Origin of the sequence: Vibrio sp. 10N.261.51.C6 (assembly GCF_041471785.1) — a bacterium.
Taxonomy (GTDB): Bacteria; Pseudomonadota; Gammaproteobacteria; order Enterobacterales; family Vibrionaceae; genus Vibrio; species Vibrio crassostreae_C.
In genome coordinates, this window is record NZ_JBFRPB010000033.1 from 16842 (window position 1) to 34681 (window position 17840).

A 17840-nucleotide genomic window follows, 5' to 3' on the forward strand; every position below is an offset into this window, starting at 1 on the left:
CGTCGAAGCGATGATATGTCCTGATTATTTACGTCAGGTGAGCTCGAATTACACTGTAAATTGATAAATTACTTCATTGATTTTTCCGCATTGTACTGATGTTCATACTATTCTCAATCTTTTCTATACCACTAAACTTGCGTGGTACGGCACTTTTGCTTAATGAAGGGGAAATGAAAGCTTCAATGAAGACAAAAATAATGAACCAGAGAATACAAACTCAAAGAATAATATATTTTAATAATCATAGAGGTAAAGAGACTTAACCCTCTCCACCTAATAAAAAACCAGCCCTAATCGCCAAGCTGGAAAACGAAATTTTACGCGGCTGTATTCATCTGAAAATTACCCGTTAGTGCGTTGTAAAACTCGCTGTTATCCAGAATACCGACCAGTTGATTGTCTTCCACCAGCAAAATCGGGTGGTTACTGATCTGCTTGAGCTTAATCGCATCACGCATGCCAATTTCCGGACTTGCCACGACCACACTCGACGCGCTGATCGCGGTTAGGTCGTCAGACTCGCTCCACTCGACAAGCGCCAAAGCAGATTCACCTTTCACAGATAAAGCACCTTCATTCTGTTCAATCCAGAGATCTTTAGAATCGCAGATCTTCCAGCTTTCATTCTCTTGCGTCAGTGAATCAAGAGGCTGCATCAAAGAACGACCTTTAAGCACATTCAATGGATTGGTGTGTGCAACGAAGTCTTTTACGTATTCTGTTTTTGGCGTCAATACGATCTCTTCAGGCTTACCGTGTTGAATCAGCTTTCCTGACTCCATGATCGCGATGTTGTTACCAATCTTCAGTGCTTCATCTAGGTCGTGACTCACGAACAGAATCGTTTTGTTGAGTTTGTTTTGCAGTGTGATCAGTTCATCTTGCAGTTGAGCACGAATCAGTGGATCAAGCGCCGAAAACGGTTCATCCATCAACAGAATGTCGGTGTCCATTGCAAACGCACGCGCCAAACCAACACGTTGCTGCATACCGCCAGAAAGCTCATGCGGATACTTGGTTTCCCACTCTGCCAAACCCACCATTTCAAGTTGTTCACGCGCTTTAGCACGACGAACATCTTTGGCTACGCCTTGCATTTCTAGACCAAACGCCACGTTATCTAACACGTTTAACCAAGGCATTAGGGCAAATTTTTGGAACACCATAGAAACGCGGTGAGTACGAAGATGACGCAAGGTCGCTTCGTCGCACTGTTCACCTAAATCAACCAGCTTATCGCCATCTTTGATCGCTAATGAGCCACGGCTGATCTCATTCAAGCCGTTAACTGCACGCAGCAAAGATGATTTACCAGAACCAGACAAACCCATCAATACACAAATCTCGCCTTCTTCCACCGTCAGCGACACATTGTCTACGCCAACCACTTGGCCAGTCTCATCAATGATCTCTTGGCGAGTTTTACCTTGGTCGAGTAGCTCAAGCGCTTGTTTCGATTTATTACCAAACACAACATCGAGATTCTTAATGGTAATCGCGTCCATTGTCTTTTTTTCCTGAGAGTTAGACATGATTAAGCTTCCTTCTGGTTTGGTGTTTTACACAAGCGATCAAGAATGATAGCGACTAATACAATCGCCAACCCGGCTTCAAAACCTTGTGAGATGTTCACTGTGTTCAATGCACGAACAACAGGTTTACCAAGTCCGTCAGCTCCGACAAGGGCGGCGATAACCACCATCGAAAGCGACAACATAATACATTGGGTTACACCCGCCATGATGCTTGGTAAGGCAGCCGGTAATTCCACCTTCATCAGCAACTTCATGCGGCTGGCACCAAACGCTTTACCCGCTTCAATCAACTCTTCGGGCACTTTAGTGACGCCTAAGTAGGTTAAACGAATCGGTGCAGCTATCGCGAAAATAATGGTCGAGATTAAGCCAGGAACAATACCCAAGCCGAATAGAACCAGAGTTGGAATCAGATAAACGAAAGTTGGGACTGTCTGCATCAAATCAAGGATTGGACGCAAAACTGTATAGAGCCAAGGACGGTGAGCAGCCATGATGCCAACCGGTACGCCAATTAATACGGAAATCGTTGTCGCCGCAAAGACGAGAACAAAGGTTTCCAGCATTTCTTGCCAATAGCCGAGGTTAAGAATAGTCAGCAGTGCCGCGACCACAAAGATCACTAGCGAAGGTTTACGGTGTAAGTACCATGCAATCGCCGCGGTCATCACGATTGGTAAAGCCGGTGGCATCCACTTAAATACATCGACTAAAAACATAATGACGGTTTCTAGAAAAATCGAAATAGCGTCAAAGAGTCCTGCTGCATTGATTGTTAGCCAATCAACACCCGCTTCCATCCATTGACCAACAGGGATTTTGTTTTCCGTAATAAAATTCACAATATTGCCTTTTATTATGGGTGGGCTACTTCAAACCAATAGACAATTGGCAAGCCCACCTTTTTTATTTATAGAGCTTTGATAAATAGAACGATAGGTAGGTAAAACTAAGCTTTAACTTGCTTTAGGTATTCAGTAACCGCTTGAGTCGCAGATTCACCTTTATGCGTTTTGACGTTGTCTAACCAAGCTTCTACTTGTTGTGGATTACTGTTCAACCATTGCTGAGCCGCTTTCTCTGGCTTCACATTTTGGTTCAAAATCGCTTCCATCAACTGGTTTTCCATCTCTAGAGTGAATTCTAGGTTTTGTAGAAGTTGACCGACGTTTGCACACTCAGACAGGTAGTTTGAACGAACGTTAGTGTAAACATTCGCGCCGCCGTAGTTAGGGCCGAAGAAGTCGTCACCACCTGATAGGTATTCCATCTCAACATTGCTGTTCATTGGGTGCGGCGCCCAACCTAGATAAACGATCCACTGGCTACGACGAGCAGCGCGAGATACTTGCGACACCATGCCCGCTTCGCTTGATTCCACTAGGCTGAAATCTTTCAAGCCAAACGCGTCTGAATCAATCATTGATTGTATTAGGCGGTTACCGTCGTTACCCGGCTCGATGCCATAGATGCGGTCTTTAAATTTGTCGGCATGTTTTGCTAGGTCGGCGAAGCTTTTTACACCTGAGTCGTACACGTATTTTGGTACGGCTAGCGTGTATTTTGCGCCTTCAAGGTTGGCACGAACGGTTTCAACCGTGCCCTCTTCACGGTACTTAGCAATATCGCCTTCCATGGTTGGCATCCAGTTGCCTAGGAATACGTCAATATCGCCGTTCGCCATTGAAGAGTATGTCACCGGTACTGAAAGTAGGTCGGTTTTGGTTTTGTAACCAAGGCCTTTTAATAGTTCAGAAGTAACGGCGGTTGTTGCGGTAATGTCAGTCCAGCCTACATCAGCGAAGCGGACGTTTTCACATTGCTGTGGTTCAATAGAAGCGTTAGCACCAAATGCAAATGAACTGATGGCTAATGTTGCTAATACCTTTTTTGTAGCGGTTTGTTTATGTTGAGTCGTCATAATGATTCCTTTTTATCTTTCCTTTTTCTGCTCGATATCAACACCGATAGAGAGCAGTTCTTCTGACTTTTGACTAATTTTTGTTGTTACTTTTTGCTTTTTCTATGTTTGAACTACTTTCTATTTTTGAACTAATAACAGAGGCTTACGCTTCTCTTACTGGTTTATTTATTCTTTGCTTCTCTTGCCATTCAGGTGCAATCCACACTGGAACGTCCTGCTCTTTGAGCATTGACTTACCCAAAATCAAATCGGAAGCACGCTCAGCCACCATAATGGTCGGGGCGTTCAAGTTTCCGTTCGGAATAACAGGGAAAACAGATGAGTCAACAACGCGCAGATTATCAATGCCGCGAACGCGACACTCTTCATCAAGCACTGCCATTGGATCATCATCTGAACCCATTTTGCAGCCACATGAAGGGTGATAAGCACTTTCAACGTTCTGCTTAACCCATTCATCAATTGCTTCATCGGAAGTAATATTCAGACCCGGCTGAATCTCTTTGCCTCGGTACACATCCATCGCAGGTTGAGACAAAATCTCACGCGTCAGACGAATACAATCGCGCCAATCTTGGCGATCTTGTTCAGTCGAGATGTAGTTGAAAATGATCTCTGGCTTGGCATGCGGATCAGCAGAAGTGATCGCAACCGTACCGCGACTCTCTGGCTTATTAGGCCCAACGTGTACTTGGAAACCGTGACCATCAAAGGCCGCTTGTCCGTCGTAACGCATCGCTGCTGGCAGGAAGTGATATTGAATGTTTGGCCACTTCAATCCTTTACGAGAGCGAATGAACGCACACGATTCAAAGTGGTTAGTAGCACCCAGACCTTTGCGAGTCAGAATCCATTCCGCGCCAATCATGCCTTTGCTCACCAAGCCAAGCTTGCTGTTGAGTGTGATCGGTTCGTTGCAGTGATATTGGAAGTACACTTCTAGGTGATCTTGAAGGTTTTCACCGACGCCATTCAGCTCGTGTTTAAGCTCAACGCCTGCCTTTTCAAGCACGGCTTTCGGGCCGATACCAGAAAGCTGAAGCAGTTGAACAGAACCGATAGAACCCGCAGAAGAGATCACTTCTTTGTTCGCCACAGCCACTTGAGTATTGCCTGACTTTTCAAACTCGACACCGACGGCTTTCAGGCCTGATTGGCCTTTTGATGACTGGTCTTTTACGACGAGTGCTTCAAGTAAGAAACGACGCGCCACGATACCTTTCTTCAAGGTCAGGTTTGAACGCTTCAATGCTCGACGTAAATAAGCGTTAGAGGTTGAGGCTCTAACACCCTTGTCTACCGTCATATGCATAGTGCCGAAGCCTTCTTGCTGGTAGCCGTTGTAGTCCTGTGTTTCTGGGTAACCGGCGTCTTTACCTGCATCGATGAACGCTTGGTAAAGCGGGTTGAGCTCCATATCGTTACCGTTACAAGTGCCAACAGGGCCATTGTCTCCACGGTATTCATCACCGCCTTTGTTCCATGATTCAGCACGGCGGAAATAAGGCAGACATGCTTGGTAGTTCCAACCCGCAGCGCCCTCTTCTTCCCATTGGTCGAAGTCACAAGCATGACCACGCACGTAAACCATGCCATTGATTGATGAACTACCGCCTAACACTTTGCCACGTGGGCAGTGCAGTTCACGTCCATCAAGGCCCGGTTCTTTCTCTGTTTCAAATTGCCAAGCGTACTTTTCAGTATTCATTGGGTAAGAAAGCGCGGTTGGCATCTGGATAAAAATGCTCTTATCCGTACCACCCGCTTCCAGTAATAAAACGCTATGTTCACCGCTTTCCGTTAGCCTATCCGCTAACACACAGCCGGCCGAACCCGCGCCGACGATAATATAATCGTAGCGTTGTTCCATGTTTTGATTTCCCTGAGATGAGTCAGTAGGGCTAGCTCTTTTAAGCTAACCCATAAAATTGAGTGTTACGCGTTAGGCATAAGGGCTGGCGTAGTCGCCAAGTTCAATAAGAATGCTCTTAGTCTGCGTATAATGAAGTAGGGTTTCTGGTCCATTTTCACGGCCAACACCCGAAAGCTTGTAACCACCAACAGGCATTTCTGCCGGTGAGTCGCCCCACGTGTTCACCCAACAAATACCTGCCTGCATTTGATGAATAACACGGTGCGCACGAGAAAGGTTTTGCGTGAACACACCAGCCGCAAGGCCATATTTGGTGTCGTTAGCGCGGCGAATCACATCGTCTTCGTCCGTAAACTTCAACACTGACATCACAGGGCCGAAGATCTCTTGTTGAACGTGAGGCATGTGGTCTTCGCAATCAACAAACACGGTTGGGATAACAAAGTTGCCGTTTTCGAGGCCGTTATCTGTCACTTGATAGCCGCCCGTCAGCAGAGTTGCGCCCGACTGCTTAGCTAGCTCAATTGCTTCAAGGACTTTTGAAAGGTGTTCTTTAGAAATCAACGCGCCGATCTGAGTCTCCATGTCCATTGGGTTACCAATGATCAGCTTCTCAGTGCGTGTTTTAAGTTGATCGATGAATGCGTTGTAGATGTTTTCGTGTACATAAACACGGGTACCGTTAGTACACACTTCGCCTTGGGTGTAGAAGTTAGCCACCATCGAAGCGGAAACTGCATCATCCAATTTCGCATCATCAAACACGATCATTGGTGACTTTCCGCCAAGTTCCATGGTGACTGATTTCAGCGTCTTAGCGCTATCCGACATTACCGCTTTACCGGTACCGGTTTCGCCCGTGAACGACACTTTCGCGATGTCTGGGTGCGCCGTTAGCATCTGACCAACACGGTAATCGCCCTGAACCACGTTAAACACGCCATCAGGAAGACCAGCTTCAGTAAAGATTTCTGCAAGCTTGAGCGCCGTTAGCGGCGTTTCTTCTGAAGGTTTGAAAATCATCGCGTTACCCGCAGCCAATGCCGGAGCCGACTTCCACATCGCGATTTGAATTGGGTAGTTCCACGCGCCAATGCCCGCACAAATGCCTAGCGGTTCGCGGCGAGTGTAGAAAAATTGAGATTCGCTCAGCGGTTGTTGGTCGCCTTGTAGCGTTGGTGCCAAGCCAGCAAAGTATTCAATAACATCAGCACCAGACGCCACATCCACTTCAATTGCTTCTTGCAGCGGCTTGCCCGTATCAACAACCTCAAGGTTTGCAAGGTCATTATTTCGAGCTCTAAGTATTTCCACTGCCTTCAACAGAATGCGGCTGCGTTCCACAGCGGTCATTGCAGACCATACCGCAAACCCGCGTTTCGCAGATTCAATAGCACTGTCGACATCCGCTGAAGATGCTTGGCCTAAGGTCGCGATAGGTTCACCGTTGGCAGGGTTAATGCTATCAAAGGTTTCACCAGAGGTTGCTTTAACCGCTGCGCCATCGATGTATAACGAGTTCATTTCCATTTGAGATTCTGACTTAATTATTGTTATTAGACTCTACTGGTCTAGTTTGAATTTTGGGTGTAAGTATTGGTCGTTCTAGTGCTGTTCTAGTTCTAACACTGCGTTCTATTTGGTACTGCACGAGTAGAACGTCAGTTGTTTATCTAGATAATCATTGATGATGGCACGCGCCTTTTGAGCATCGATACCATCTGGGTTTAGTGTGCCTCTCAGCCACAAACCATCAATCAGAGACGCAATCCCGTGAGCAACGAGATCCGCTTGTTCATGATTCAAAATACCTTTCAACTCAAGACGTAAGTGTGAAATCAAACGTTTTTCATTCACACGTTGCAGTCTTTTCAGCTGCTCGTCATGCATTGAATATGACCAAAATGCCAACCACGCCTTCGCGACCTTATTTTCTGCTTGGTAACCTTCGAAGTTACCATCGATGATCGCGTTGATTCTCTGTTGGTGAGCATCAACAGGAAGTGCTTTTAGTGAAGTGGTGATGGTATTGGAAAGTTGGCGAAGGATTTCACGCATGGTCTCTTCGAGCAGCCCATGCTTCCCGCCAAAATAGTGATTAATAATGCCAGTGGAGACTCCCGCTTCTTTGCTGATCAACGCAATACTCGCGGCATGCAAACCCACTCGATCAATCACCGTCATGGTGGCTTGAACAAGCTGTGGTTTACGTATATCAGGCATCCCAACCTTCGGCATTTCTTAGTCCTTTTATTTTATATTGAACGTTCAGTTAAATATAAAATGACAGAAATTTAGTTAGGGTTCAAATGATTATTTAAAACAAACTCGTAACAACACAGCATTCAAAACAACAAAAATCATTATAAAACAATAAATTAAATATCATTTAGAGCACTAACGAAAACAACTAAAGATTTGAGGTGTGATAGTTATTGGTCAAATGTTTTTACTTAGAAAGTTCAAGAATCAATCAGTGAGAGTCCTTGTAGAAACTTTTTGGGGAGGGAGTGGAAAGGAAGTATCAAGGAATTTTCATACTGAAATTTAAGACAAGGAAATCCACAATCAACACAGGTAACGAATCAAAAAATGAACAAAAAAGGTTGGCGACAACAGCGTCATCACCAACCTTCTCAGTCGTTTCTAATGTTATTGCAAGCCTAAGCTACTCAATGCGTGTGATGAAACCGTATTTATCTGACTCAGCCTTAGTCACCCAGTGTTCGCCAGAAGCCGGAGCAGAATCCAACGTGAAGATATAGAAGTCGATTCCTTTGTCTCCCATTACCTTTTTAAAGTAGGTCGCTTGCTTGCGATGGCTTTCGTTCGTGTATGGGAAGTCTTTGGCTGTTTTATCATCCTCAGCCCAACTGTGCACACCAACCTGCTTATTAAGCTCAATGGCTTTAGTGGTATCTGCTCGTTGCAAAACTCGTGGGTTACCCGCAGCGAAAAGATCCGTGCCGCCAGAGAACACCGACCCCGTAGGCGTTACGATCGTCGTCATGTTGTTACTGTGGATCATGCGCCCGGTGTACATATTGATATCATCGTCAGCGCTGCCACCAATATGGTTGGTAAACTTCAACGTCATCTCACTGCCTTGATACAATTTCACGACATCAAAAAGCTGAGAATAGGTTGATGCGCCTAGAGTGGAAGTAATGCGATCAACAGCGCCAGTCTCGTTGAGCACATCACGGTAAAAAGCGTTGAAAGCAAACGAGGTGGTTATCGTTACCTTATTCCCACTTTTAGTGTTACTCAGAATGGTAGACCCAAGGCTAGTCACGTATTGAACCAGTTCATTGTGATACTCAAGCTCGACGGGCTTATGAGTATTCGTCGTCGTGTTAATTAACGTGGTGTCATTGCCGATTGAGCGTTGAGCCGCACCACAATCAAACACGTCCAAACCCTTGCTCTCTGTGTAGATACCGCAGCTATCAAATCCTGCATCAGGGAGGTACAGATCCACACTTTGACCTAAACTATCCGCAAGCCTAACCACTTTTTGCTTATCACTAATATCTTCCGCAAACAGAACGATTTCATACTGCACACCGTTGTAATCAAGTTTTATGGATTCTTGGACCTCTTGTCGCTCTTTATACAACTCACCCAGTTTCGCTGATGAAAATACGTAATCCGCTTGAGGTTTTGCTTGCACTTTGGTGGCAGCTTTACCTGAGTTAGAGCTTGAATTACAGCCCGCTAACAGAATCAAAGGTAACGCCAGTAATGCATTTCTATAGTCGTTCATACCGTTATTCCCAAAATGTTTGATGAGAAAATTCTATTGTTTAGCGCTGAATTTATCTGTCGTGGAAATGTATGAGAATGTCGAGCCTATTTGAACGATGTTTTTTATTTTCCTATAAATGCCAATTCATCATTGAACTAACTTATAAAGTGTTTAATCATTCGCTTTAGGTATTTGGCGAAGCATCTGAACTTATATGCAATAGCGTATAATCGTAATGGTTCATCACGACGAAGACTCGCTCACCTAATCTCAATAAGTGAAACGCACGACAAGGCTGATAATGGAATGACAAAACCTAAAATGATCATCGTGGAAGACGATTTGAAACTTCAGAAAATGTTGCAGGACTACTTCGTCGCGCAAGATTTTGATGTCACGGTGTTGGACGATGGCAGTGATGCCGCACACACCATCCTCACGGAGCAACCTGACATCGTACTGCTGGATTTGATGCTTCCTGTAACTGATGGACTTACAATCTGCCGACAGACGCGTACGCACTATAAAGGTAAAATCTTGATGCTCACTGCTAGCGATGACGACTTTGACCACGTCGCTGGTTTAGAGACAGGGGCTGATGACTATGTCACCAAGCCAATCAAACCAAGAGTTCTGCTGGCCAGAGTTCGTTCGCTATTACGCCGCCAAGACACCAATACCGCTTCAGTCGATGACTCAGACACCCTTCAGTTCGATCAACTCGTTCTGAAAAACACTTATAAGAAGTGTGAACTTTCAGGTGCGGTTTTATCACTCACTGACAGCGAGTTTGACCTACTTTGGTTATTGGCAAGCAACCCAGACACGCCGTTATCTCGTGACTACTTGACGCAAACATTGCGCGGGATTGAGTACGACGGAATAGACCGGACGATTGACAACAAGGTTGTACGTCTAAGGAAGATTTTGGGCGACGACCACACACCAGCAGAGAAAATTCAGACCATTCGCGGTAAAGGCTACTTATTTGTTTCGACCGCCTGGCGTTAACCTCGCTCAATACGAGCGTAATAGAGAGAGCGGATTATGCGACGTATCTTTTTGGAGTCCCTATTAGGGCTGTTAGTTTGCTTCATGGCCGGCCTTGTCGCCTACGAGATTAGCGTCTATCAGCTCAATACCGACTACGAATACGTACTGGAAGATTACGAAGCGACTGCCCACCAGCAATTGATCGAAAATATCGCTAAAAATCAGGGTCTTGAAGCTGCTCATCAAGCGATAAACCAATTTGTAGAAACCACACGAAATAAACTGGTTACGTTCAGCCCAGACGATGAAATACCAGGCCCCGTTTCAGAGTTCTTCAGTACCAATCCGAATACCTTTATCTTTCACGATGATGAGCGTGACCTATGGTTTCGCTTAGCAAGCAGCGACAATACCTATCACTACCTTCCCAACAGTGAAGCGTTCGTTAGGCAAAAAATTGAGTTGGAGGATGACCTCATTTGGTTGTTCTTTTTAGCGAGCTTTATCTTATATGGCTTGTGTCATCTATTTATTATCTTCCGCCGAGTCAAAAAGCTTGAGTCTGCCACTCTGCGTTTTGCTGAAGGGGATCTCTCCACACGAGCCGAGACTTCAAGCGGTGTTGCGATTGGTTCACTGAACAAATCCTTCAACCTGATGGCCGACAGAATTCATCGCTTAGTTGAAAGTAATCGCTCACTCACTAATGCTGTCGCTCATGAACTGCGCACGCCAATATTCCGTATTCAGTGGCAAGCTGAAATGTTGAAAGACACCCAGCTAAACGCAGAGCAAGAAAGCACGATTGAGAGTATTGTCGAAGACACGGAAGAGATGGAAAAGATGGTCGATGAACTATTGTATTACGCCAAACTCGATAGCACTGACCTAGAAAACTTAAAAAAGCCATTAGAGATTCGAGACTTTCTCGACCACGCAATGGCGCGTTGGAACAAAGACACTCAGCTCAACATCGACCTATCGCTACCAGAGCAACCTAGCTCAATAATGGCGGATGAAACGCTATTTAACCGAGCACTAGATAACCTAGTGCGTAACGCAATGAAATTCGCACGTTCGCAAGTGTCGATTGAAGCAAGCGTGCATCAAGATAAGCTACAGATCGCGGTACATGATGACGGTGATGGCGTGGCACAAGAACATCAAGCTCGCCTGTTCGAACCCTTTTACGTTGGCGACAAAGCGCGTAACAAGGCCAAGAGCGGCCATGGTTTAGGGCTTTCTATCGTCGAAAAGATCTGTGCTCAACATAGCGCGACCGTAGAGGTTGGTCAGAGCCAAACCTTAAAGGGGGCGGTATTCACCATAACCATTCAGCTATGTAATGATTCAACTGACAAACCCATACAGTAACTACAAAACACCTCTGGAATAATGTTCAACATCGGTCGGGAGATGCTGTCTCCCAATGAACCTATTGAATCTAAATTCCAATCTTTCTTAAGGTGTTTGTATGAAAAAGTTATTAGTTGTTTTAGGCATTGTTTCTCTAGCGGGTTGTTCTGGTATCAGCCACAACGAAGAAGTGTACACAGCGCACGCAGAGAGCTTCAACATTGTCGGTTTCCAAGTGCCAGGTAACACTCAAGACCGCGCAATGGAATTAGTACCTGAAGGTGCAACGGTTGATACGATTCGCTCAACAAACTCTGATACGAGCTCTGTTCTGGGTATCATCAACCGTATTATCGGTATCGACTACGTACAAGTTGGCGGTAAAAAGCAGTAATTCGCTATAGTGACGTTAGCCACGTACCATAATTAAGTGTCGCAGTTGCCTACCTATATTCAGTAGCCTACACAAACTAAGTTAATCTAAGCCAGTGACCCGTCGCTGGCTTTTTTCATCCAGCAGATTTTGTGCTCTGTGCCAAACAAGTGCCCGATTCCCCTTCCCTCTTTTAACTAACAATTCGAAAAATAAGCCGAAAAGTCTTCGATTTCTTATCAAAATTGCCCCTAAATTCGCTAAATGGCCTTCTGTTTAAAGTGACACTTTCAAATCGTTGATCCTTCTATCAACCCAGAATCCGTTAATTGAGGCACAGATCAATTTACTCGAAAATCTTAATTTCCAAGAGAAATAAACACTTAATAAAAGTGTCATGATTTTATAAATAAACATATAGGTGCGTTCAAAAATAAACAGAAATGATAACTATCTGTAAATACGAGAAATATAAGTTTCATGAATAAAAGAGATCATTGCCATGCTACTAATTAATCAGATCGAATGATGTAAATTCGCTGTGATTAATTTGTTACGTTTTCTTGGATTTTACATGGAAAGAGAAAACAACAATGAAAATAAGAAAACGTTTAGTTGCCGTTGCTATAGCCAGTGCTATGTCTTTGTCAGTGCATGCAAGTGAATCCGTTCAAATCGATCAACCGATCAACTTTACTAGCTTCTCTGGGTTAAACGCTCAGTTAGGAGTCAGTAACGCCTCTAGCTTCAAGATGGTGAAAGAAGTAAACCTGAAAAAGCGTGGTATCTATAAAGTTAAGATCCAGCAGAACATCTGGGGAACACCGGTATGGGGACATTACCTAAATGCCACCCAAAGTGTCCAAGGTGGCGCACTTAAGTCCGTTCAAGGTCGCTACCTTAAAACAACGACCTTAGAGCGATCTTTTGTTAAGCCATCAATCAACAGCGCTCAAGCGGTTGAACTCGCAAGTAAAGATCTAAAGACTCAAGGCTTAACCAGCAAATCTCTAGACAACGTTCAACATCAGCTATTTATCTATCAAGGCTCTGTGAAGCAAGGCATCGGACAGCAAAGCGTAGATAAAACACGACTAGTGTACGTTGTCTCTTACCTAGTAGAAGGCAGTGAACAGCCGACTCGACCGTTCACCATGCTAGACGCGCACACCGGCGAAGTTATCGACCGTTGGGAAGGTATTGCTCACGCACAGATCGGTACAGGCCCCGGTGGCAACGAAAAAACCGGCATGTACGAATACGGCACCGACTACCACTACCTTGATGTGGTAGAAAATGGCACAGAGTGTGTGATGGAGTCTGAAAATGTCGTTACCGTTGACCTAAATGGTGCGACAGACGGCGACACTACTTACAGCTACGAATGTCCTCGTAACGAACATAAAGAAGTGAACGGAGCATTCTCACCACTCAACGATGCCCATTACTTTGGCAACATCGTGTTCGATATGTATAAAAACTGGTTCGACACAGCGCCACTCTCCTTCAAGCTCATGATGCGTGTTCACTACGGTGAAAACTACGAGAATGCATTTTGGGACGGCAGAGCCATGACCTTTGGTGATGGGGAGAGCTTCTTTTACCCGCTTGTTAGCCTAGATGTATCAGCCCATGAAGTGAGCCACGGTTTCACTGAGCAAAACTCAGGTTTGATATACGCAAACCAATCGGGCGGTATGAACGAAGCCTTCTCTGACATGGCCGGTGAAGCCGCAGAATACTATATGAAAGGCACCAACGACTGGATGGTCGGACGCAATATCTTTAAAGGCGAAGGTGCGCTGCGTTACATGGACGATCCATCACGCGATGGCTCTTCAATCAACAACGCATCCGAGTACTACGATGGCTTAAACGTGCACTACAGCTCTGGCGTGTTCAACAAGGCGTTCTACCATCTTGCAACCACACAAGGTTGGGACACCAAAAAAGCGTTCGAACTGTTCGTGCTAGCCAACCAGATCTACTGGTCTGAAAACAGTGACTTTTGGCAGGGCGCCTGTGGCGTGAAAAACTCAGCAACCGACCTTGGCTACAGTGCCGATGATGTTGTTTCTGCGTTTAACTTAGTGGGTGTATCACCGTGTGGCGAACCACCACTTCCACCAGAACCGGAATATCAACGCCTTGAAAACGGTGTTGAAGCCGCAGTTGCTGGTGAAACAGGCTCAAAAACTTACTTCGATATCGAAGTACCAGAAGGCCAAGACAAGCTAACGATTGATCTTGCTGTGTCTACTGGTGATCCGGATATGTATGTTGGTCTAGATTATGCGCCAAGCTCTCAAGAGAATATCTGTAAGAGCGAAACCGTGACCGATGAAGTGTGTGTGATTGAAAACCCAACCGCAGGTCGTTACACGGTTAACGTTCTAGGTTACTCAGATTACGCAGGTGCAAATCTGAAAGCGTCGTACGAATCAGGCAGCGCTAACGTGCCGCCCGTCTCTTCTTTCGAACACACGATTGTCGGTAAAGAAGTCGAGCTACGCAGCACAAGTTCAGACAGCGATGGTCAAATCGTTTCTTACCAATGGAACCTTGGCGATGGCAACACACAAACCGGTGAAGTGGCTCGTTATACCTACGCTGAAGCTGGCGACTACGTGGTGACTCTGACCGTGACTGACGATGCAGGCGTTGCAACATCAACAAGCAAGTCGATCACGATTGAAGGTGACTCTGCGGAAGGCTTCCCACTAAAACTGAAGTTTGGTAACAAAAATCCGAACGGTAAGGCGCGCGTTAAGCTGGCATGGGATTACGACACCAATGACTACTTTGTGATTAAGCGTAATGGCAAAAATGTTGGCGCTACAGACTTCAACTCATACGTCGACAAGTTCCGTCATAACGGAACAGTAGATGTGGAGTACCAAGTGTGTACCTCAAGCGATATCTGTTCAGAAACCAAGCATTACCGTTTCATTAAAACACAATAATCGATAGTAAATTCAGGGCTCCGAAAGGGGCCCTTTTCGCGGTTAACTGTTCAGAAAATGAAACATCTACACAAAAACATCCACGTATTACACAAAAATCACCCCCATCAACATAACAATACTCACCATAAAAAGGACGACAAATGGCTATTCAAAAAAGCATGCTAGCTTTGGCTGTACTCGGAGGTTCTTTAGCCTTAATCAACAGTACTTCGGCTTACGCATCACTAGGCATCACACCACCAGCGAACGAAGAAGTTTGGATCACCACCGATGCTGACGCACAGCATATAATGACTCAGCATGGCGCAACGGTTTATCCAAGCGTGACTGGAAACAAGCATTCCATCGTCGCGAAAATCAACCAGAAAGAGCTGGCGAAACTCTCCAGCCACATGCACGAAGAAACTCACCGTTGTGGTGGCTACATGGTGCACGAAGACAAAGCAAGAGCTCTCAAAGCGGCGGCTATGCCATTGACAATGAGCAGCTTCGAAAAGCCAGTTATCAGCCATCAAGATACGGTGAACGACCTACTCGCTCAGGTCGAGCCGAACAACATGGTCACGACCATCGAAAATCTAACCAACTTCACCAACCGTTTTTATACTACTTCTACTGGTGTCGCGGCTTCAGATTGGCTTTTAGAACGTTGGGAGACGGAAATTAAAGATGTGCCTTATGCGTCTGCACGCCAGATCACGCATGCCGAATATCCGCAAAAATCCGTTGAAGTGACACTGCTTGGCGCTAAATATCCTGAAGAGATCGTCGTTGTTGGTGGGCACCTTGATTCAACCGTTGGATCTTGGACAAGCGAAGGCACCATCTCACCCGGAGCCGATGATGATGCGTCTGGTATTGCAACGGTAACTGAGTCGCTTCGCCTGATGATCGCCAGTGGCATTCAGCCAGACAAGACCATTAAGTTCTATGGTTATGCTGCAGAAGAAGTCGGGCTACGCGGCTCACAAGATGTCGCCAACGCTTTAAGAGATGAGCAAGCAAACGTTGTATCGGTACTGCAATTAGACATGACCAACTACAACGGTTCAGCGCACGATATCACCTTCATCACGGACTATACCGACAGTAACTTAACCGCCTACTTAAGCGAGCTGATCGACACTTACGCTAGTGAGATCAGTTACGGTTTCGATGATTGTGGCTATGCCTGTTCTGACCACGCCTCTTGGCACAATGTTGGCTACCCAGCTGCCATGCCATTCGAGAGCATGTTCAATGATTACAACCCAAGTATTCATACCCAGCACGACACGCTTGAGAATTCCGATCCAACGGCGACACACGCGACCAAGTTCGCCAAACTAGCCATTGCTTACCTTGTCGAAACCAGCCTTGACTCACCGGTTGCAGGCCCTAAAGAGCTGCAAAATGACGTGCCTGTTGAAGGACTTACTGCAGGATATGGTGAAGAGCAGTTCTTCACATTTACGACTCAAAGTGCAGGTCAGTTAACGGTAACATTAACCGGCCCTCGAAGTGGCGATGCCGACTTATATGTGAAACACAACGGCACCGTATCGAAAGCGAACTACGACTGCCGCCCATACCAGAACAGCAGCAACGAACAGTGTGTATTGAACAAGCCAGCGGGTGAATTCAGCATCATGGTGCGTGGTTACCGTAACTTTAGTGATGTCACCATCGTCGCTAACTTCGTTCCTGATTGGCTTTAAGGTTGGTTAATTGACTAACAATTAAACCTAGCAAACACGGCTAAAACTAAAAATCCGCAAGCCCACGATCATAAATAGATTGGAGCTTGCGGATTTTTTATTGTCTTCGGAGAGCATCTCAACTTAATAACCTTTAGTTATCATCAAGCCGTCTTTTTCATTACCTTGCCACAGATGTACTCACCAATCGGCATTGCAGAGGTCGCAGCCGGTGATGGCGCGTTACATACATGTAAGCTTCTTGGGCTTTCGGCAAACAGGAAATCATGGACCAAGGTGCCATCCTTCAGTACCGCCTGAGCACGAATCCCAGCAGGATAAGGCTTAAAATCATCAACCGTAATACTCGGGCAGTATTTGTTCACTAGCTTTAGATATCCCGGTTTCCACCACGAGTTCTTAAACTCGACCAAACCCGTTTTCAAGTGATTCGCAGTCACTTTCCAAAAACCCGCAAAGCTCAGCATCTGCCAAGTGTCTTTGAAGCTAAAGTTAAGCTTGCCATAACCTTCTCGCTTCCAGCCTTGAACTGCATTTGGCCCTACTGTTACGGAGCCATCAATCATGCGTGTTAAATGCACGCCCAAGAAAGGCAGTTCTGGGTCAGGGATCGGATAGATAAGATGATTCACCACTTGGTTGTGCTTAGCGTCTAACTGATAATACTCACCGCGATAAGGCACGATTTGGAAGTCGGTTTCAATGCCAAGCATGCTGGTCATTCTGTCGGCCATCAAACCAGAACAAGTGATCAAGAATCGGCTATTGAGTTGAAGAGTCTGACCATCTACTTTGCACGTTAACTGCACCTCATCTTCTTGCTCATCGGCCAAGATCACTTCAGTACCAAGGCTAAGTTTGCCACCTGCTTCAACAAACTCTTGAGCCATCACTTCGGTGACTTTTTTGTAGTCGACAATACTGGTGGTTTTGACATAAATCGCACCCAAACCCGTGATATTTGGCTCGGCAAGTTTGAGCTGAGCTTGATCCAACAAATCAACATCAATATCGTTATCGTGGCAACGCTGATAGAGCGCATTCATTCGCTCCACTTCTTGCTCATTGGTCGCGACCAACAACTTACCGCAGTTTTCGACGGGGATATCGTGTTGGCTACAAAAGGCGATGGTGCGCTCTACGCCGCGTTTACAAAAATCCGCCTTTAAACTGCCCGGAGCGTAGTAAACACCAGCATGAATCACCCCGCTATTATGGCCAGTTTGGTGCTGCGCGAAACCACGTTCCTTCTCGACTAAAAGGATACTTTTATCAGGGTGAGCTTGCTGTAATTGCCAAGCCGTCGACACGCCAACAATGCCGCCACCAACGATAATATAGTCGTATATTGAGTTCATAATATTCCTACATT

At 45.7% G+C, this 17840-nt stretch carries 13 protein-coding genes; 5 read left to right on the forward strand and 8 right to left on the reverse strand.

Annotated features, from left to right (window positions below; all coding sequences use genetic code 11):
- Nucleotides 1-320: 320 nt before the first annotated feature.
- From choV to AB4375_RS08870, 7 genes are all read right to left on the reverse strand, one after another.
- Nucleotides 321-1535: a choline ABC transporter ATP-binding protein gene (choV, locus tag AB4375_RS08840; RefSeq protein ID WP_372051356.1), complete on the reverse strand. Its 1215-nt coding sequence runs from the start codon at nt 1533-1535 to the stop codon at nt 321-323.
- A 2-nt stretch (nt 1536-1537) separates the two neighbouring features.
- Nucleotides 1538-2380 (reverse strand): choline ABC transporter permease subunit, encoded by an 843-nt coding sequence (choW, locus tag AB4375_RS08845; protein ID WP_102333552.1) that lies wholly within the window; start codon nt 2378-2380, stop codon nt 1538-1540.
- Nucleotides 2381-2487: 107 nt separating this feature from the next.
- On the reverse strand, nt 2488-3459 hold the full coding sequence (locus tag AB4375_RS08850) for a choline ABC transporter substrate-binding protein (RefSeq protein ID WP_372051358.1): 972 nt from the start codon (nt 3457-3459) through the stop codon (nt 2488-2490).
- A gap of 145 nt (nt 3460-3604) precedes the next feature.
- Entirely contained in the window at nt 3605-5332 is a 1728-nt protein-coding gene (betA, locus tag AB4375_RS08855; protein WP_372051359.1) for a choline dehydrogenase, read from the reverse strand.
- A gap of 72 nt (nt 5333-5404) precedes the next feature.
- Nucleotides 5405-6865, reverse strand: coding sequence for a betaine-aldehyde dehydrogenase (betB, locus tag AB4375_RS08860; RefSeq protein WP_372051360.1), 1461 nt, complete (start codon nt 6863-6865; stop codon nt 5405-5407).
- 105 nt (nt 6866-6970) lie between these two features.
- Nucleotides 6971-7573 carry a transcriptional regulator BetI gene (betI, locus tag AB4375_RS08865; protein WP_048610022.1) on the reverse strand — a complete coding sequence of 201 codons (603 nt, stop codon included), beginning with the start codon at nt 7571-7573 and terminating at the stop codon, nt 6971-6973.
- A 430-nt stretch (nt 7574-8003) separates the two neighbouring features.
- Nucleotides 8004-9101 carry an alpha/beta hydrolase gene (locus AB4375_RS08870; RefSeq protein WP_372051361.1) on the reverse strand — a complete coding sequence of 366 codons (1098 nt, stop codon included), beginning with the start codon at nt 9099-9101 and terminating at the stop codon, nt 8004-8006.
- 288 nt (nt 9102-9389) lie between these two features.
- Here AB4375_RS08870 and AB4375_RS08875 point away from each other — a divergent pair, with 288 nt between their 5' ends.
- From AB4375_RS08875 to AB4375_RS08895, 5 genes are all read left to right on the forward strand, one after another.
- A complete protein-coding gene (locus tag AB4375_RS08875) occupies nt 9390-10094 on the forward strand; it encodes a response regulator (protein WP_029235682.1) in 705 nt (234 codons plus the stop codon).
- A 36-nt stretch (nt 10095-10130) separates the two neighbouring features.
- The gene (locus AB4375_RS08880; RefSeq protein WP_372051363.1) at nt 10131-11450 is read left to right on the forward strand and encodes a sensor histidine kinase; all 1320 of its coding nucleotides are present in this window, start codon (nt 10131-10133) and stop codon (nt 11448-11450) included.
- Between the two features lie 100 nt (nt 11451-11550).
- The gene (locus AB4375_RS08885) at nt 11551-11826 is read left to right on the forward strand and encodes a hypothetical protein (protein WP_017065177.1); all 276 of its coding nucleotides are present in this window, start codon (nt 11551-11553) and stop codon (nt 11824-11826) included.
- 572 nt (nt 11827-12398) lie between these two features.
- Nucleotides 12399-14768 (forward strand): M4 family metallopeptidase, encoded by a 2370-nt coding sequence (locus tag AB4375_RS08890; RefSeq protein ID WP_372051365.1) that lies wholly within the window; start codon nt 12399-12401, stop codon nt 14766-14768.
- A 143-nt stretch (nt 14769-14911) separates the two neighbouring features.
- Entirely contained in the window at nt 14912-16468 is a 1557-nt protein-coding gene (locus AB4375_RS08895) for a M28 family metallopeptidase (protein ID WP_372051367.1), read from the forward strand.
- A gap of 143 nt (nt 16469-16611) precedes the next feature.
- Here the strand turns inward: AB4375_RS08895 and lhgO are convergent, their stop codons facing one another.
- The gene (gene lhgO, locus AB4375_RS08900) at nt 16612-17826 is read right to left on the reverse strand and encodes an L-2-hydroxyglutarate oxidase (protein ID WP_372051369.1); all 1215 of its coding nucleotides are present in this window, start codon (nt 17824-17826) and stop codon (nt 16612-16614) included.
- Nucleotides 17827-17840: the final 14 nt, after the last annotated feature.